General features: G+C 46.3%; 11 protein-coding genes. 7 read left to right on the top strand and 4 right to left on the bottom strand.

The genetic code is table 11. From position 1 onward, the window contains the following. Positions 1–147 precede the first annotated feature (147 nt). Entirely contained in the window at positions 148–1,572 is a 1,425-nt protein-coding gene (locus H3H32_RS29150) for a BatD family protein (RefSeq protein WP_240543528.1), read from the top strand. A 37-nt stretch (positions 1,573–1,609) separates the two neighbouring features. After that, positions 1,610–2,689: a chorismate synthase gene (aroC, locus tag H3H32_RS29145; RefSeq protein ID WP_182459240.1), complete on the top strand. Its 1,080-nt coding sequence runs from the start codon at positions 1,610–1,612 to the stop codon at positions 2,687–2,689. Positions 2,690–2,713: 24 nt separating this feature from the next. Here the strand turns inward: aroC and H3H32_RS29140 are convergent, their stop codons facing one another. After that, entirely contained in the window at positions 2,714–2,917 is a 204-nt protein-coding gene (locus H3H32_RS29140) for a hypothetical protein (protein WP_182459239.1), read from the bottom strand. A gap of 78 nt (positions 2,918–2,995) precedes the next feature. On the opposite strand from H3H32_RS29140, the gene H3H32_RS29135 reads away from it, so the two are divergent. Continuing rightward, entirely contained in the window at positions 2,996–3,970 is a 975-nt protein-coding gene (locus H3H32_RS29135) for an FAD:protein FMN transferase (RefSeq protein WP_240543527.1), read from the top strand. Positions 3,971–3,998: 28 nt separating this feature from the next. Here the strand turns inward: H3H32_RS29135 and H3H32_RS29130 are convergent, their stop codons facing one another. Both H3H32_RS29130 and H3H32_RS29125 read right to left on the bottom strand, forming a co-directional pair. Next, entirely contained in the window at positions 3,999–5,180 is a 1,182-nt protein-coding gene (locus tag H3H32_RS29130) for an acyltransferase family protein (RefSeq protein ID WP_182459238.1), read from the bottom strand. Between the two features lie 167 nt (positions 5,181–5,347). Then, a complete protein-coding gene (locus H3H32_RS29125; RefSeq protein WP_182459237.1) occupies positions 5,348–6,709 on the bottom strand; it encodes a Gfo/Idh/MocA family protein in 1,362 nt (453 codons plus the stop codon). A gap of 221 nt (positions 6,710–6,930) precedes the next feature. Here H3H32_RS29125 and H3H32_RS29120 point away from each other — a divergent pair, with 221 nt between their 5' ends. Beyond that, positions 6,931–9,945: a TonB-dependent receptor gene (locus H3H32_RS29120; RefSeq protein WP_182459236.1), complete on the top strand. Its 3,015-nt coding sequence runs from the start codon at positions 6,931–6,933 to the stop codon at positions 9,943–9,945. A gap of 174 nt (positions 9,946–10,119) precedes the next feature. After that, positions 10,120–11,493 (top strand): APC family permease, encoded by a 1,374-nt coding sequence (locus H3H32_RS29115; RefSeq protein ID WP_182459235.1) that lies wholly within the window; start codon positions 10,120–10,122, stop codon positions 11,491–11,493. 197 nt (positions 11,494–11,690) lie between these two features. On the opposite strand, the gene H3H32_RS29110 is transcribed toward H3H32_RS29115, so the two are convergent. Continuing rightward, positions 11,691–14,648 carry an FAD-binding and (Fe-S)-binding domain-containing protein gene (locus tag H3H32_RS29110; protein ID WP_182459234.1) on the bottom strand — a complete coding sequence of 986 codons (2,958 nt, stop codon included), beginning with the start codon at positions 14,646–14,648 and terminating at the stop codon, positions 11,691–11,693. Positions 14,649–15,131: 483 nt separating this feature from the next. Here H3H32_RS29110 and H3H32_RS29105 point away from each other — a divergent pair, with 483 nt between their 5' ends. Together H3H32_RS29105 and H3H32_RS29100 are read left to right on the top strand one after the other, a co-directional pair. Continuing rightward, positions 15,132–18,290 carry a SusC/RagA family TonB-linked outer membrane protein gene (locus H3H32_RS29105; protein ID WP_182459233.1) on the top strand — a complete coding sequence of 1,053 codons (3,159 nt, stop codon included), beginning with the start codon at positions 15,132–15,134 and terminating at the stop codon, positions 18,288–18,290. 131 nt (positions 18,291–18,421) lie between these two features. Continuing rightward, a complete protein-coding gene (locus H3H32_RS29100) occupies positions 18,422–19,900 on the top strand; it encodes a RagB/SusD family nutrient uptake outer membrane protein (RefSeq protein ID WP_182459232.1) in 1,479 nt (492 codons plus the stop codon). The last annotated feature ends 22 nt before the right edge of the window (positions 19,901–19,922 follow it).

The following is a 19,922-nucleotide window of genomic DNA, read 5'->3' as shown; positions in this document are numbered from 1 at the left end:
GAGCAAATTTGTTGTTTAGGAAGCTGATGGATATATAAAGAGGTTGACTGGTTCGTTCTTATATCGGTAACGACTTTGTGCTAAATTTGTTGCTTCAAAATAACAATGTTACTTGCAATATTCCGCAAATTTTTTGCATTATTTTTCTTGATTAGTTTATCTGTGTTTGGGCAAGTGCCTGATACAGAAATTACTATTGAATTAAGTCAAACTACTTTTCCTATTGAGCGGCCCTTCACAATTTCGGTTATTATTCCGAATAGCGAAAATCGGGCCGCTATTGCTTTTCCAGATATACCAGGCTTCACCAAAAAAGGGATTTCAACTAGTATATCGCCTAGCGAAGTTGCTGGAAAAACCATTACTAATCAAGTAATTACCCAAACTTATTTAGCCACTGCCCCAGGTCGTTTTCGACTGCCGCCGTTTGATATAGTCGTCAATAAAGAGACGATCCGCTCAGATGGAGCTATACTGCTTGTACAGCCATCGAAAGCGGCACTAGATCAAGCCAATACAGCCGCAGATATTATTGATGCCGCATCCGATAAATCCGCTTTCCTTTCGCTGCGAGCCTCTAAATCGACTGTTTATGCGGGAGAAGGCGTGTCGTTGACCTTAGCATTTTATATAGCTGATAATTACCCCTATGTACTGAGTTTTACCGCTCTGGATAAACAGCTACAGGCTATTGTCAAAAAAATTCGCCCCGCTAATTCCTGGGAAGAAAATGTTCCGATTGCTGAATTAAAACCCATTTCGATAACCATCAGAGGAAAGAAATTTCGGGAATTTCGTATTTATCAGTCCGTCTTTTTTCCGCTCTCAAATCAGGATGTAAAATTGCCAGCAGTAGCGCTTCAGTTGGCCCGACCTCGTCCCAAAATTGGCCCGCCTACGGCCCAGGAAGAAACTGTTACATTTACCAGTCGACCCATTACGATAGTCGTCAAATCATTGCCACCACACCCACTGCGAGGACGAGTGCCTGTCGGTACGTTTCAGTTGGAGGAGGGTTTGGAGCGACAAGGTGTTAGTATGGGTCAAAGCGTTCGCTATACATTTACGATACGGGGAGAAGGTAACATTACCACCCTCCCTGCGCCGACTTTATTAAGTGAAACAACAGAGTTCGATATATTTCCACCGGAAGAAAAACATACCAGTACCAATAATGGCTATGGAGTGACCGGGCATAAAACGTTCACTTATTTTATTGTGCCCCACCAAAATGGAGAGATTTCGTTGGCAAATCGATTCCAATGGGTTTACTTCGACCCCCAAACTGCACGATACGACACACTTCGACCGCAACTGCGTTTACAAGTGGGTAATAAAAAACCTGTTATTGGTGTTCAGGCATCAGTAAACAATAGCGTTTCGAGCGTAACCGGCGAAGCTTCCGCGGCAGCATCCACAGATAATTCGTTGTATGCGGGCATTGCCGAGATGGATAGTACCAATCAGCCAGTCAGTGTTTCAGTACTAATTAGGTCAATTGCTAATGTGTTGATCCTGATTATGTTGATAGGAATGATTTTCGTATTTTTTAAAAAACAGCATACTGAGTGATAAGCGCCTTGAGTTCAGTAGCTAGTACCCAACACGCATGAGCAGTACTTACGGAAGACTATTTAAGATTTCTACATTTGGTGAATCGCACGGGCCCGCTATTGGTGTTGTTATCGATGGATGCCCAGCTGGCTTACCCTTCGATACCGAATTTATTCAGCACGAACTGGAGCGCCGGAAACCTGGTCAGTCACGCATTACAACCCAACGACGAGAGGCCGACGAATTTGAGGTATTATCGGGTGTATTTGAAGGGAAGACACAAGGCACACCTATCGCCTTAATTATTCGGAATACCGATCAGCGGAGTAAAGATTACGGCCACATTGCCGAGCAATTCCGTCCTTCTCACGCCGATTATACGTACCAGACCAAATACGGGTCGCGTGATTATCGGGGTGGTGGGCGTTCCTCGGCCCGCGAAACAGCCGCCCGTGTAGCTGCTGGAGCTATTGCTAAATTGCTGTTAGCGCAACAAGGTATTCAAATCCAGGCATACGTTTCGCAAGTGGGTAAGCTCAAATTAGCGAAGCCATATCAGGAGCTTAATCTGGCACTCACCGAAGAAAATGCGGTCCGTTGTCCAGATCCCGAAATGGCTGAACAAATGTTCCAGTACATCGACGAAACCCGTAAACAGGGCGATTCAATTGGGGGAATTGTCGATTGTGTTGTAACGGGCGTTCCGGCTGGCTGGGGTGAACCCGTTTTCGATAAACTCCATGCCGAATTAGGGAAAGCGATGCTGAGTATCAATGCCGTAAAAGGCTTTGAATACGGGAGCGGTTTTGCTGGTGTGGAACTATACGGCTCGCAACATAACGACGAGTTTTATACGGATGCAGACGGTCGTGTCCGAACCAAAACCAACTTATCTGGGGGCATTCAGGGCGGCATCAGCAACGGGGAGGATATTTACTTTCGCACGGCTTTCAAACCCGTAGCAACCATTATGCAGGATCAGGATAGTGTAGATGTGCATGGCCAGGCGGTAACTGTTTCGGGCAAAGGTCGACATGACCCCTGCGTTGTGCCGCGTGCTGTGCCCATTATAGAAGCTATGGCTGCCCTAGTACTGGTTGATATGTATCTTCGTGATAAAGCTGCGCGGGTATAAAAATGCAGGTATAAGGTGAGCTGCTCACTTTTTCTTCATCACAGCCTGCATAATGGCGAAGCCTAAAAAGCCAAAGCCAAGTGCCTGAGCCAGAATACCACCTGATAGAAGAATGCCTGCCATATCTGGTCGGCTACTTTTAGCCCATGCTCCAGCCAGGATGAGTATAATGCCTGATATCCAGAAGCCAGCGGCTACTAAAATGAATTTGTTTTTGATCGTTATCATAGTACAATTAGCTTGACAAAGATATCGTATAAAAGCCTTTTGACGACGAAGTTGTTCCTGCGTTTTACCTTACTTCATATGGTAGCAATCAACTTGCTACCATTTTTTATTCACGCACAGCCCAACGGACAAACACGTTTTTCGTTCCATAGGGGCTTAATGGGAACCCAATTCAATGTTATCCTCTACGCACCTGATAGTACGGCAGCCCAACGTGCATATTCGGCAGTATCGGCTCGGATGGACTCGTTAAACCAGATTATGAGCGATTATATGGATGGCTCCGAAATTAATCGACTATCGGCCACGAGTGGCTCTGGGCAATGGGTTCCTGTATCTACTGATCTGTTCAATGTCTTAACGGAAGCACAAGCAATAGCCCGATTATCGAATGGGCGGTTTGATCCAACGCTTGGGCCGTTGTCGTTACTATGGCGTCGGGCCGTTCGTCGGAAAGAGTTTCCAAGTGCAAAAGAACGACATCGGGCCCGACGAGCGGTTGGCTATCAGTTGATGGAATTAGATAGTACGACGCACTCAGTACGATTACGTAGGCCCGGCATGCGGTTAGACGTTGGTGGTATTGGTCAGGGCTTTGCCATCGACGAAGCGTTAACCGTTTTGCATCGTTTCGGGATTCGTTCTTTCCTGCTCGATATTGGTGGTGATATTCTGGTAGGTGATCCACCGCCCAATTCGGCTGGCTGGCGTGTGGGCATTGGTTCTGCAAGTGCCGGCGATACGGATACAACTACCATTTTCCTTAAGAATGCGGCAATTACGACTTCGGGTGATGCCTACCGATTTCTGGAATACAACGGCCAACGTTACTCGCACATCATGAATCCGCGTTCCGGGCTTGGGTTGCACCATTTCGTTCGGTCTACTGTATTAGCTCCCGTGGGTTATCAGGCTGATGCCTTGACAAAGGTGTTCAGTGTGGCTGGACTACGTAAAAGCCGCCGGTTGATTCGGCGATTTCAAGGCGTCAAATTGCTGATTCTGGAGAACAAAAAAGGGAAGCTCCATAAATGGCAGTCGGCTCCGTTTTGAGGCTAGGCCTGATAAATGACAAACCGGACTATTCCTGTTCTGCATACGACACATTTTTGGTTGGTATCACTCGCTTAGGCTTTAATCCGTAGAGGATGCGCATCACGACAAAAGGACGGATCAGGAAGTGGTAAAGGCTAAACGTCAGTATAAAGCAGGTGCTAATCAGGACAATTAATTTCACGAAAATAGGGCTTTCCCACTGGACAATGTAATAGCCGGTTGCGACAATAATTGTCTGGTGAAGTATATAAAACGGATAAACAGCTGCTGTTAAATACACCAGTGTCCGGTTTGAAAAATTCAGATACCTCCGCGCAAACCCAACTACCGTCAGAATAATTGACCAGATATGTAATCCGTCAAAAAATCCATAGAGGTAGAGCGCTGTATTTTGCTCTTTCGGCAGTTCGACCAACCAGTAATATTTCCAGAACAAGACGACCAGGCAGACTACGGTTACTGCCAAAAAGTAATTTCGATATATTTCGCAGGTTTGCCAGAACGAGGGTAGGTCCGCCAGAAAATAACCAAGGAAATAAAACGTAATCGATGAATTGAACAGATACCAGTCATCGAATAAACTCCCCTGAACCGGCCATCGGATATACCAAAGAAAATAATAAACGATGAAGGGGATGGCCAGAGAAAGATTAGCCAATGGATGGCTGAAGAGCGGATTGAGCTTTTGCTTTATTCGCTGTAACGCGTTGATTTTCAATAAAGCGAAAACAGGCAAGAGTAAGATTGTAAACACAAAAAGATAGACCACAAACCACAAATGACTCCAGGTTAGTGTTCCTTCTGGGTACGGTGTTAAACTCCAGACGGTAGGGTAAAAATGCCAATACGATTCATTGATTTTGTGTTCCTGTAGGCGCTCAAAATAGACCTGAAGCGGAATCACGAAAAACATGGAGAATACTAAGGGGATGAACAGCCGAACAATTCGTTCCCCGAAAAATGCAAGGACCGACCGTTTCCGTAGCGAAAAACTAACCCCAACTCCCGAAATAAAAAATAGTAAAGGCAGCCGCCATTGGTGAAGCCAGATAATGAGTCGGTCGAGGAAGCGGGAGTGTTCAGTGTTTTTAATTTCCCAGCCAAACTGAACAAATGGCATGGAACAATGGAAGAAAATCAGAATCATGAAGGCTATAACCCTGATCCAATCGATATAATGTTCTCGTTGATGCTGAACGGTAGGCATACGTACAATAAGCTAACTAGTTAGCTGGTAGATGCATACATAATCCGCTCGGTTGCTTTGCCATGGGAAATAGTTCGCTGACCCTAAAACAGACAAGGCCAACTACGATGAACGCAGTTGGCCTTGTTGTTATATAGAGACGTGTAATTGTGCCTACAGTTTCTAGATTACACGGCTATCGTTTTGCCTGGAACGGCAATTGGATAGAACCCTTCTTTGTCTGGCAGGCTCTTAGGCATAGCATCCCAGGCTAGTGTTGTTGGGAAAAGATCAATTTGCGAGTTCAACGCTTCGTCCCACTTAACGACTTTACCAGAATAAGTGGCCATACGACCCATGATCGCCGTCATCGTGCTCTTCGCAACGCGCTCGGCATCGGCGAATTTATATTCGTTTTTCGCGATGGCTTCGAATAACTCGTCGTGTTCGATCTGGTAAGGGTTACCATCATTTTTCGCGTTGTAGCTAAAAATAGGTTGGCCATTATAACCCATCAACGCACTGGCTTTCTTCTCCATGCCTTCAACTTTCCCCTTCGTACCCAGGAACATTTCGTCGACTCGGCTATACGTGCCTTCGTAATGGCGGCATTGGCTATTGATGGTGGTGCCATCGGCATAAACGAAATCAACGATATGGTGATCGAAAATCTCGCCGTAATCTTTACCAACCCGAACCTGACGTCCACCTGTTCCCTGACAGGAAACGGGGTAGCTGTTCTTCACCCAGTTGGCTACGTCGATATTGTGAACGTGCTGCTCGTTGATATGATCGCCACAAAGCCAGTTAAAGTAATACCAGTTACGCATCTGGTAATCCATTTCGGTTTGACCCGGTTTGCGAGGCTTTTGCCAAACGCCACCGCTAACCCAATATACTTGTCCGCCAATGATATCGCCCAGCGCTCCATCGTGAACGCGTTTGATCATTTCGCGGTAACTTGGCTGATAACGGCGTTGTAAACCAACCACTACGTTCAGTTTTTTGCGCTTGGCTTCTTCCGCAGCCGCTAACACACGTCGAACCCCCGGCGCGTCGGTAGCTACGGGCTTTTCCATGAACACCTGTTTGTTCTGCCGAATTGCTTCCTCGAAATGGCTTGGACGGAAACCTGGAGGAGTGGCCAGAATGACCACATCGGCCAAAGCCATTGCCTGTTTGTAGGCATCGAAACCTACAAATTTGTGATCCTCTGGAACATCTACTTTCGGCGTTCCATCGGCGGCTTTCAGGCCGCGTTCGGTCAACGCTTTATACGCATCATCAAGACGATCTCGGAACGCATCGGCCAGGGCTACAATCTTAATATTCTGCTTTGTATTAAGTGCCTGCTGGGCAGCTCCTGTACCGCGTCCACCACAGCCAATAAGGGCTACTTTGATGGTATCATTTACCGAAAAATGAAAACGAGGTGCTGTGCGATTAGCTGCCTGTGCGCTAAAAGGCAGGCTACCCAACATGGCCCCACCTGCGAGCAAACCAGAAGCTTTTAAAAACTCCCGACGGTCTTGATTCGATTCTTGTGACATGATTTATAGAGAAAAAATATCGGTTGAGAAAGTTGTCTGTAGAAAAAGAACGCTTAAGATTGAATTTACTATTGGTGTTAAAAATAGGTTATTTTCAGGTGGTAGAGCAATGTGAAATAATTTATCAATGGCAAGAAATATTTGCACAAAACTCAGGTTTATCCGTATTTTTAGCGAGAAAGTAACTGGGGGTTACATAGCTGCACTTTTAATATCTTCTTATGAGAAAACTAATTACTTATTCATTGTTTTTCGGCCTTTTTACCTTAGTAAGCGCAGCTACATGGGCTCAGACTCGTGTTGCCGGAAAAGTGACCGATGACGCCAAGCATGGCGAACTTGTGGGAATTAACATTGCTGTAAAGGGCAAAGTAATTGGAACCATTACTGACCTGAAAGGTAATTTTTCCCTAACGACGAATACGCCAACCCCGTTTGTGATTGCTGTAACGGGCGTTGGTTTCCAAACGCAGGAATTCACGATTACCGACGATCGTACCGATCTGGCTATTTCCCTGAAAGAGCAGGTTATGTTAGGGCAGGAGGTTGTTGTATCGGCTTCTCGGGTGGAAGAAAGCGTACTGAAATCGCCGGTGTCGGTCGAGCGATTAGACATTCGCTCGTTTCAGTCGACACCATCCGCTACGTTCTACGATGCTTTGCAGAACATCAAGGGGGTAGATATGAGCACGCAAAGCTTAACGTTCAAATCGGTTAACGTTCGGGGGTTCGGTTCAAACGGAAATACGCGGGTTGTTCAACTGCTCGATGGAATGGATAACCAGGCACCAGGCTTGAATTTCTCCGTAGGTAACATCGCAGGAGTATCCGAACTGGATCTGGAAAGTGTTGAGTTATTGCCAGGTGCCGCTTCGGCGCTTTATGGCCCGAACGCCATTAATGGACTGTTGTTAATGAATTCGAAAAGCCCCTTTCAGTATCAGGGATTGAGTGCCTATGCCAAAGGTGGGGTTATGAGCGCCAGCAATCGGTCAACGGCGACTACGCCTTATTACGATGCCGCTTTCCGGTATGCCAAAGCATTCAATAACAAACTTGCTTTTAAAATAGGCGTGTCGTATCTGTCGGCAAAAGACTGGCAGGCGACCGATTACCGGGATCAAAGCTATTCGAATGGATTTACGCTCGATAATGGAACCCGAGCCAATAACCAGGGCTATGATGGTATCAATATCTATGGTGATGCCAGCGCCAACCTGTACTCAAATTTGTATGGTAACGGAACACCTGGAACGGGAGCCAATGGCACCTCGGCCATTTTGGGAGCGATTGCCACCACCCAGATTCCACAGGCAGGCAATGCAACTTTACCACAATTGACGGGGCTGACACCTCAGCAGATTTTTAACAACATCATTCCGAACCTGAATATTTCCCGGACGGGTTATCAGGAAAGCGATCTCGTACAATACAATGCCAGCAACCTCAAACTGAATGGGGCTTTGCATTATCGCTTGAATGATAACTTAGAAGCGATCGTTCAGGCAAACTGGGGAACGGGTACAACGGTGTACACAGGCGCTGACCGTTACTATATTAAAGGTTTCAAGCTTGGCCAGTACAAACTCGAACTGCGCGGTTCTAACTTCTTTGTGCGGGCTTATACAACCCAGGAACGCTCTGGCGACGCCTACGCAACCTCGACACTGGGTCAGGGGATTAATGAAGCCTGGAGTGGTAGTGCTGCGAAGTGGTTCCCCACTTATTTCGGATATTATGCCCAGAATGCGCTTACGGGTTATGCGGGAGCTTACTTAACCGCGCTTGGTTCTGGCCAGACACGTGATGCGGCATTAGCGGCAGCTCAGGCGTATTCCAACAGCCAGCAGGGAACTCTTTTGAATCAGGCTAGAGGAGCAGCCGATCAGGGACGCTTGATACCAGGGACGGCTGCTTTCCAGCAGGCATTTGATGCCGTAACAGGGAAACCTATTCCGGGCGATGCTACTGGCGTAGGGGCGAAGTTTTTAGACAAAACAAACCTCTACCACGCAGAGGGTATGTATAATTTCAATAAGCTGATCGATCCGAAAACCGTTGAGGTGATTGTCGGCGGAAACGTTCGGCGGTACGCGCTTAACTCGGAGGGTACTCTGTTTGCTCGTGATGAAAACGGCAAGGAATATACCATCGATGAATATGGCGCTTATGTTCAGGCTTCGAAAACGCTGGCTGATATATTGAAATTGACCGGCTCGTTGCGCTATGACAAAAACCAGAACTTTAAGGCGCAGGTAAGCCCTCGTTTTTCGGCTGTGTTGACGGTGGCCAAAGTCCATAACTTCCGGGCTTCCTTCCAGCGGGGTTTCCGTATTCCAACTACGCAGGATCAGTACATTGATTTAAATACGCCTTCGTATCACTTAATTGGTGGATTGCCTTTCCTGAAGCAACGGTATAATTTTTCGACCAGCCCTGTTTACACGCTTCAATCGGTTCAGGCTTTTGGTGCTACTCTGCAACAAGGTGGTACGGCAGCTTTACCACAAGCACTTGGCCTGTTGAAAACGTCAACCAATCCCGGCTATGATCCTGAACGCGTAGAAACCTACGAAGTGGGCTATAAAGGGTTATTAGGCAACAAGCTGTTTATCGATGCCTATTATTACTACAACCGGTTCCTGAATTTCCTGGGAAGCGAAATTGTGGTTCAGGGAAAAACGCCTGTTTCTGTGGCTGATCCTGCATCAACTTTGCAATTGATCAGTGGCTCAACTCGTACCGTCTATTCGTACCCTGTTAACTCATCAACACAGTTGAAAAATGCAGGTTGGGCTATCGGAGCTGACTATTTACTACCCGGAAATTATATGATCGGCGCTAACGTATCGTCGAACTACCTGATTGATCAGGATAAGATTCCAGCGGGTTTTGTCACGCAATTCAATACACCGAAGTATCGCTATAACCTGAGCTTCGGCAATCGGAACGTAGCAAGAACAGGTATTGGGTTCAATGTTGTTTATCGCGCTCAGGATTCGTTCTTGTGGGAGTCTAGCTTTGGCAATGCGGAGGCTACTGGTCGCCAGCAAACGATTATTCCAGCTTATGGCACACTGGATGCGCAGGTTAGCAAGAAACTTTCGGGTATCAAATCGATCCTGAAAGTGGGTGGTACAAACTTAACCGGTAAGCTTTATACGCAATCTTGGGGTAACCCCAGCATCGGTTCGATGTACTACATCAGCCTTACGTTCGATCAGTTGATGAACTAGGCTGATAAAGCCAATCGTAAAAGCCCTGTGGGCGATGTTATGGTATTGGGCCTGGCATCACTCACAGGGCTTTTTTGTATTTGTAAGTTCGATTAAGATCGAACTTTTAAGCGCTTTCTAAGCTTAGTCAAAAGAATACATCTTTCTTAACTTAGTCTGTTATCCAATACGCTATTGAGTAACACTACGCCTTCGAATCAACCTTCTCATACGGCACCGGCAGATTTACCTCGTAGCCTGACGCTTTTACAAGGCACCGCCCTGAACATGATCGATATGGTCGGTATTGGGCCGTTTGTTGTGTTGCCACTGGTTATCAAAACATTAGGCGGGCCCCTGTTTTTGTGGGCCTGGGTACTTGGCGCTGTTGTATCGCTGATCGATGCATTCATTTGGGCCGAATTGGGGGCCGCTTTCCCGAAGGCAGGAGGGAGCTATAATTTTCTCAAAATCTCCTATGGAGAGCAGAAATGGGGTAAGCTACTCTCTTTTCTGTACGTCTGGCAAACGCTCATTCAGGCGCCCTTGGTAGTTGCCTCAGGGGCTATCGGGTTCGCTCAGTATGCGTCTTACCTGATGCCACTGGATGAATGGCAACGAAAAGCTGTTTCAGGCGGAGTTGTGCTGATTATCATTGCCTTATTGTATCGAAAAATCGATTCCATTGGCAAAATTGGCTTAGTGATGTGGGGGGCTGTGCTGCTAACCTTAGGCTGGATTATTATTGGTGGTTTGAGTAATGCCCGAATTCCCTTATCAGAAACGCTTCAATCGATGGGTTCAGTGAGTGGAGGTATTTTAGCCGCTGGTTTAGGGCAAGCATCCGTCAAGACAATTTACTGTTATCTGGGTTACTATAATGTTTGCCATTTAGGGGGTGAAATTCAACGACCCAGCCGAAATATTCCCGTCAGTATGTTTATTTCGATTGTGGGTATTGCTGGTCTATATCTGCTGATGAATTTGAGTGTGGTAAGTGTAGTACCCTGGCAGATTGCGCAGGATAGCCAATTCATAGTCAGTACGTTTGTTGAAACACTCTACGGCGCTGGCGCTGCCCGACTTGCTACCGTTTTAGTGTTGTTGGTAGCCTTTTCATCGCTCTTTGCCGTACTGTTGGGGTATTCCCGTGTGCCTTATGCCGCTGCTGTTGATGGGCAGTTTTTTGGGATTTTTGCCAAGCTGCATCCAACCCGGCAGTTTCCGTATATGTCGTTGCTCTTTTTGGGTGGCCTGGGATTCGTATTCAGCCTTTTATTCCGATTGGGTGATGTAATCACGGCCATTCTGGCGATGCGGATTGTTATACAATTTGTTGGACAGGCCATTGGCTTGCTCCTGCTTCATCGCCGACGAAAGGCTACTGAGTTTCCCTTCCGAATGCCATTATATCCACTACCAGTAGTGCTGGCTATTGGCATTTGGCTCTTTATTTTCTTCTCAACCGGATTGACATTTATGCTATCTGGCTTAACCGTTATTGGGTTAGGTATTATCACATTCCTGATTTCGTCAGGAGTCCGGAAGCAATGGCCTTTTAGTGAGTAATGGTGTTTTTATATAAGGAGCCTGTTTAAACTTTTAGAAATAGTTGCCCAAGCAAGTGCTTTTGTCATTCTGACGAAGGAAGAATCTTAACGCTTCTTTACTTTCAAGTAAGGATAGTTTGAGATTCTTCCTTCGTCAGAATGACAAAAACTACGGTCAACGAAAAGCTAAAACAGACTAAGAACCAATCAACGGAACTACTTAAGCGCTTCCAGTAGAATCTCGGCCGGATGTTTGGCTTTACGACTCGTACCGTCTTTAATCTGATGGCGACAGGAAGTGCCCGGCGCAGCTATAATCACATCATCGGCAGCCTGACGAACGGTTGGGAACAGCACTAATTCGCCCACCTTCATCGATACCTCATAATGCTCAGCCTCGTAACCAAACGAACCCGCCATACCGCAGCAGCCCGATGGAATGAGCTGTACCGTATAATTTTTGGGCAGAGACAGAGCTTTCTTCCCCGGAACTAAGGACGACACCGCTTTCTGCTGGCAATGGCCATGAAGTTTAATTAGCCGTTTTTCGTCTGTAAACTGATCGGGCCGAATCCGGCCAGCGTCTAGCTCACGAGCTATAAACTCTTCAAAGGTCAGCGTATTTTCGGCCAGATGTTTGGCGGCTGGTATAAGCGATTCATCGACCAGATCGGGGTATTCATCCCGGAACGTTAAAATCGCAGACGGTTCTAATCCGACTAAAGGCGTTTCTGTGGTTACAACATCTTTCAGTAAACGGATGTTCTTCTCGGCCAACGTTTTAGCATACTTTAGCATACCTTTCGAAAGTGCTGCCCGACCGCTTTCGCCGTGTTCTGGAATAACCACTTCATAGCCTAAGCGCTCAAATAATTGAACCGCTTTTTGACCAACTTCAACGTCGTTATAATTTGTAAATTCATCGCAGAAAAGATAAAGCCGTTTGGCTCCCTGCGCTTTGTCTCTTGCTTCCTGCCCACGCCTATTCACCCAACGTTTTAAGGTCGTACTGCTCATCAAGGGCATTGTCCGATCTGGGTGAAAACCAACGACTTTGTTCGCAATTCGTCGGAGAGATGGAGTACCTAAAACGCCATTCCATGCCCAGGGGACAACCGATGCCAAACTTGAAAGTCGAGCAAAATTGGCAATTAAACGAGAACGTATAGGGATACCGTTAGTGTCGTAGTAATGTTGTAGAAACTCCGCTTTCAGCTTGGCTACATCTACGTTAGAGGGGCATTCATTTTTACAACCTTTGCACGACAGGCAGAGATCATAAACTTCTTTAATTTCCTGATGATCAAACCGATTCTCTTTGGGTGAGTGCGTTAACATCTCGCGCAGAATGTTCGCTCTGGCCCGCGTTGTATCCTTCTCGTTTCGGGTTGCCATGTAACTTGGACACATGGTTCCGCCAGAAGCCTGGGTTTTCCGACAATCGCCCGAGCCATTGCATTGCTCGGCATGTTGAAGTACATTTTGATCCTTATACCGGAAATAGGTTTGAAAGTCAGGTGTTTGCTGTCCCGCTTCGTACCGAAGGAAAGTGTCCATCGGGGGCGTTTCAACAATTTTCCCAGGATTAAAAATACCGTCGGGGTCCCAGGTATGCTTAATCTGGCGCATTAACTCGTAGTTATGAGCGCCCACCATTTGCGGAATAAATTCACCTCGCAATCGTCCATCACCGTGTTCGCCCGAGAGCGAACCATCGTATTTTTTGACCAGTGTGGCAATTTCTTCGGCAATCATCCGGTATTGCTGATGGCCTTCGGCAGTCTTAAGATTGATGATAGGTCTTAAGTGTATTTCACCTGACCCTGCATGGGCATAGTGCACGGCGTGCATGTTATGCTTGGTCAGAATCTCGTTGAAGTCGCGAATGTAGTCGGGGAGATCGGCAACATCGACGGTTGTATCTTCAATAACTGCAACGGCTTTCGCGTCGCCCGGAAGGTTCCCTAATAGACCTAGACCCGCTTTGCGTAAGTTCCAGATTTTCTTCGTATCGTCCCCAAACAGAAGCGGAAAATGGTAGCCCATTCCTGCCGCTCGCATGTCGGCTTCCATTTCGGTAGCCAACTGTTGAATTTCGGCTCGCGTATCGCGGGAGAGGTCAACGACCAGAATAATAGGGAAATGATCCGTTGGAGTTTTCTGAACGAAAAAGCTGTTTTGACGCTGCTCAGGGTTTGTGTCAGCCCGTTCCAGAATAATATCGTCGATTAACTCGACTGCGTAAGGCTTGTATTTTAAGGCTAGTAGAGTCGCTCGAAGGGCCTCATCGATGGAATGACAATGTACACAAACCAGGCCGCCTTCTTTGGGGGGTAAAGGAACTACATTCAGTTTAATTTCAGTAAGGAAACAAAGGGTACCTTCTGAACCAGCAATGAATTTCGCCATGTTGAATGGCTCACCTCCTGCTGTAAAGGGTTCCATGTCGAGCAGTGTGTCCAGCGCATAACCCGTATTCCGACGCTCAATGGTTTTCTTGGGGAAGTTCCGTCGGATTTCTTCCTGATTGGCCGGGTCAGATAAAATAGAGTTTGTCTTGAGCAGAATCTTACTCATCCGTGTCGCAGACCCGTTTTGGCGACTAGCCTCACTTACCTGCTTCGTTAATTCCCAGGTAGTGGTAGGGCCAAACTCGGCCTCAGAGCCATCGGCCAATAATGCCTTAACCGATAAGGTATGTTCGCGGGTAGATCGATAAACCACGGAATTAGAACCGCAGGAGTTATTCCCCACCATGCCACCAATCATAGCCCGGTTAGCCGTCGATGTTTCAGGTCCAAAATACAATCCGTAAGGCTTCAAAAACTGGTTCAATTCATCGCGGATAACACCGGGCTGCACCCGCACCCAGCGCTCCTCGGGGTTGATTTCCAGAATTTTGGTAAAATGCTTCGATACGTCGACTACGATCCCGCTGCCAACGACCTGGCCAGCCAGCGATGTTCCGGCTGTACGGGGAATCAGTGGTGTTTTATACTGATTCGCGTAGGCGATTAGAACCTTAAGATCATCAATCGTTTTAGGCACAGCAACGGCCGTCGGCATTTCCCGATACGCAGATGCATCTGTTGCGTATAGAGTCCTTTGCGTAAAATCATCGAAGAGATCGCCCGTAAGTTGGCTAGCTAAGTTTTTGAGGGATTCCGCACTCATAGAGACATAGCGGCTGATTATTTATCATCAGCCGAAAAAAACTTAGGCAAAATTAAATGTAAATAGTAGATTTTTTTTGCTGAGTCAATAAAAAATAATGACGATATTTTATTGGAAAATTTATAAATATGAACTCTTCCTTTTAATGTTAAGTGATTGATAATTAGAGAAATTAAATCATTGAAAAATTATAATTGCAGAAATAATTCAATTCAAATTAGCTTATTTAACATATATTATGATACAATTTTGACGGCAATTTACTTAATTTTAACCTCCTAGTATTTGTATTTTATGCCCAACATGATGTAATTCGCCAACTGGTTCAGGGTTAGGTTCTATAAATTCCTGCCAAGTTTCTACAATTATGACAATATGTATGTACTTTTTTTGCATGTAGATACATGCCTGTTGTGAAGGATATAATAGAGTAGTTAACCGTAAACCAGCAAATCACCTATCTCCAATTTTTACTGTAAACCTATGATGGACAAATCCTACAAAATGAACCGCTTCGGTGGCTACGTAGGTCAGGTTGGGTTTTCCCAGCCTAAGTCATTTAGTCAGAAGGCAGCGTTAAGCTTGATGACTATAATGGCAATGATACTGCTAGTGGGCAATTCAGTGGCCTGGGCACAGGGCCGTACTGTAACAGGTACCGTAACTGACCCAGCAGGCGCGTCGCTGCCTGGCGTAAGTGTGCAAATCAAAGGTACCCAACGTGGTACAAACACCGATGCAGAAGGTAAGTATTCGCTGGCCAACGTGCCCGACAATGCAACGCTTGTATTGAGTTTTATCGGCTATACTTCGCAGGAAGTAGCTGTAGGAAACCGCTCGGTAGTCGATGTTAAACTATCCGACGACACAAAAGCGTTGGAAGAAGTCGTTGTAGTTGGTTATGGTACAGCTAAACGCAAAGACTTAACAGGTTCGGTTGTACAGGTAACCGCCAAAGATTTCAATGCTGGGGTTAACCCCAACCCATTGCAAGCCATCCAGGGTAAAGTGGCTGGTCTGGTAATCACAGCTCCTTCTGGCGACCCAAACCAGGCGCCAACGGTTCGTCTGCGTGGTTACACGTCGCTGGCTGGTGGTAGCGATCCTCTTTATGTGGTAGATGGTATGATTGGTGTTCCTATCAGCACAATCTCTCCACAGGACATCGAGTCGATGGACGTACTGAAAGATGCTTCAGCTGCTGCCATTTATGGTTCGCGTGCTGCTAACGGCGTTATTCTGGTAACCACCAAGCGGGGTAAGTCGGGTAAAACAACGGTTACCTTTAATAACTATATCGGTATATCGGTTATATCGAACCGCCTGAATATGCTGGATGCTGATGGCTATCGTGCTGCTGTACGGTCGTTTAAAGGCGATTCTGCTCTGTTGGATGCACAACGTTTTCCTACAGGTAACAGCAATACCGACTGGATTAAGCAAATCACTCGGACGGCTGTGACGAACAACCATGACATTGCTATTGCTGGTGGTTCGCCAACGTTCAGCTACCGGGGTTCGTTAAACTACATTAAGAACCAGGGTATTGTTAAACGGACTGGTTTTGACCGGGTTACGGGCCGGATCAACCTCGACCAAAAAGCCTTCGACAATCGCCTGAATATCCAGTACAACCTGTCTTATTCGGAAACGAATAAAGATTTCCCGGATAACGGTGCGAACGGTGCGCCAAATATTAGTGGATCTGGTGGTTCAAATGGTATCCTTAACCGGGCATTAACCATGATCCCAACATTGCCTGTGCGCAATGCTAATGGTACCTATGCTGAAGTAGGTGGTAGCTTTGACTTGTTCAACCCTGTTGCCATGTTGGAAACCTCTACTAACAATGCTGTACAGCGTTACTTACAGGGTGGTGTTTCTTTGCGTTACGAAATTCTGGATGGTCTGATTGCTGGCGTAAGTGGACAATTGCAGCGCGATAACACAATTGCAGCGTTCTCTACAGATCCAACTGTTAAAGCGTATTCTGCTAACAATGGACGTGCAGGCCGTAGCTATACAGAAAGCAATACGAAGCTGTTAGAAACGACGCTTAGCTATACAAAAGGATTCGGAGCGCAGAGCAGCAACTTTAATATATTGGGTGGTTATTCGTTCCAGCAGTTTGATAACGATGGCTTTACTGCCGCTAACTCAGGTTTCGTTACCAGCAATGTTACATACGATAACTTAGGTTTAGGTTCGGGAACGTTAGTGAACCCATCTAACAACTATGCTGTCTCTAACCGGAACCAGTCGAAACTGATTTCGTTCTTTGGTCGGGCAACGTTGAACCTGAATGATCGGTATAACATTACCGCCACTGTTCGCCGGGATGGTAGCTCTAAATTCGGTGCGAACAACAAATGGGGTATGTTCCCATCGGTTGGTGCGGGCTGGACGATTACCAATGAGAAGTTCTTCCCCAAAAGCAATACGCTTAACTTCCTGAAACTGCGCGCTGGTTACGGACAAACTGGTAACTCAGAAGGTATTGCTCCTTACAACTCTATTCAGTTGTATGGTCAGAAAGGAACGTACTATGATGGTTCATTAGGCGACTTCCTGCCAGGTTATGGTATTACGCAAAACGCTAATCCGAACCTGAAATGGGAAGTATTGACAACTGCAAACGTTGGTTTAGATTTCCAACTGATCGGCGGTCGATTCAGCGGTACGCTGGAATATTACAATAAGCTGACGAAGGATATGTTGTATCCATATTCTGTACCAGCTGATGGGGTAACGTACTTTACAAGTGTTATTCTGGCAAACGTAGGTTCGATGCGTAACTCTGGTGTTGAATTCTCGTTTGGTGGCGATGTAATCCAGAAAGGTGGTTTCTCCTGGAATGCTCGGGCTGTTGCAGCGTATAACAAAAACACGATTGTTTCGCTCTCGAACGATCAGTTTAGCAATGGCTTGGTTCGTTTCAACCCATTTGGTGGTCGTGGTTTGTCTGATGTATATGCTTCTTACCTGACACCAGGACAGCCTTTGGGCGAGTTTAACAACGTTCCAACTTTTGTTGGTTACAACTCGGCTGGTCAGGTTCTGTTAAAAGCAGGTTCGGGTGATACTCCGGTAACGGACGTTTCTAAAGCAGATGCTGCTGTAGCTGTAGCTGCTGGCTCACCACTGAAACAAGGTAACCCTCAGCCATTCCTGAATGCGTCGTTTATCAACACATTCCGTTACAAAGGATTTGATCTGTATTTCCAGCTGCGTGGTACGTTTGGTAACACAATTCTGAACAACCTGCGGTCGAACCTGATGATTCCAGGATCGATTCTGGAGACGAACATGTTGAAAGACGTAACCACAATGCCGAAGGGTTATGGTATCAACGTGTTATCGACAAACTGGCTTGAAAGTGGTTCATTTGTTCGCTTCGACAACTGGCAAATTGGTTATAACGTGCCACTGCCTGCTAGCAAATACATCACCAATGCTCGTATTTATCTAGGTGGTAACAACCTGTTCATCATTACCAAATACAAAGGTATTGACCCTGAATTACAGGTAAAAGGTGATTTACCAAGTAGCACAACACAGGCTCCAAACAACGTTGGCTTAGATGCCTATGGTGTTTATCCTAAAACGCGTACGTTCCAGTTGGGTGTGAACTTGACGTTCTAACCTTGATTACGGCTCACAAACCGGATTAAATCCAAAAAATAATTCGGTTTGTGAAAACTGCTTTAATGAACACACCGTTAGTATAGAGCCTAGGCTTTAATGGTGTAATTAATTACCTATCAAAAACTTATATGCAACGAATAACCATAAAAGTGCTTTTGGGATGCTCGGCACTTATGCTGGCAGGTCAGTCTTGTACGAATCTTGACGAGACGACTTACGACGTTATCCCAACCAGCGGTACATTCGGTACGACGGCTGCCCAGCAGGCGGCTTTGATCGGACCATTATACAGTGGACTGGGCGATTACTACGGTAACCTCACCAACCTGAATACGACTACGGATGAACAGATTGTTCCAACCCGTGGTGGTGACTGGAAAGATGGTGATAACTGGGTGCGTTTGTACACACACACCTGGGACCCTGTTACGGACAACAACCAATTCAATGGCCCCTGGAACTGGTGTTATAACAACATCACGTCTATTAACCAACAGCTTGGTACCATTAAGGATGCTGGCGTTATTGCAGAGTTAAAAACACTGCGGGCGTTCTTCCACTACGAAGCAATGGATCTGTTCGGCAATGCAATCATTGCTGACCAGGTTTCGGCAGGTACGCCCAAGCAGAGTACCCGTGCTGATATGTTTGCCTTCGTGGAAAAAGAACTATTGGCGGCTTATCCAAACTTAAGCAGTACAGTAGGGGGCGCATACTACGGTCGTATGAACAAGTATGTGGCTGACATGATTCTGGCGAAAATGTATCTGAATGCACAGGTGTATACAGGTACTCCTCGTTGGGCTGATGCCATTACGCGTTGTAATAACATTATCAGCTCTGGTAAATATCAGATCGTTGGTGATTTCTTCAGCAACTTCGTAACGCAGAACCAGAACTCGGCAGAGATTATCCTGGCAACTCCATTTGACAAATCGAAGCGGACAGGTTTCCAGGTACAAATGCAGAACCTGCACTATTTGAACCAGTTGACCTATAACCTGGGTACAGCTCCCTGGAACGGTTTCGCGGCTGTAACGGAGTTCTATAACTCGTTCGATGACAAGGACATTCGGAAAAAAATGTGGCTTGTTGGTCAGCAGTATAAAGCAGATGGTACACCGCTGATGGATGATGCTATCCCGCTGGCTTTCACCCCAGAGATTCCATCGCTCGTTTTAGCTGCAGGGGCTCCTGGTCGTGTAGCCGGTGCTCGTAGTGTAAAATATCAGATTCAGACGAACAACACGTTCACTAGCCAGGATAACGACTTCGTCGTATATCGTTTAGCTGACGTTTACCTGATGCGTGCAGAAGCTAACTTACGTTTAGGTAATACGGCTACCGCTCTAACGGATGTAAACCTGATTCGTAAGCGTGCTGGTATGGCTGATTTTACGACATTGACACTGACCGACATGTTAGCGGAACGTGGTCGTGAAATGGCTTGGGAATATCACCGCCGTCAGGACCAAATCCGTTTCGGAACCTATGGCGATGCTAAACGCTTCAAAGCGAAGGATGCCGATAGTCACTGGACATTGTATCCAATTCCAAGAGATCAGCTGGCATTGAATCCAAACCTGAAACAAAATCCAGGTTATTAATCTTCCTTTTACAAGGCAAAAA

Source organism: Spirosoma foliorum, from assembly GCF_014117325.1.
GTDB lineage: Bacteria > Bacteroidota > Bacteroidia > Cytophagales > Spirosomataceae > Spirosoma > Spirosoma foliorum.
Note: the sequence above shows the minus strand (reverse complement) of the source record. Positions and strands in the feature narration are given on the sequence as shown.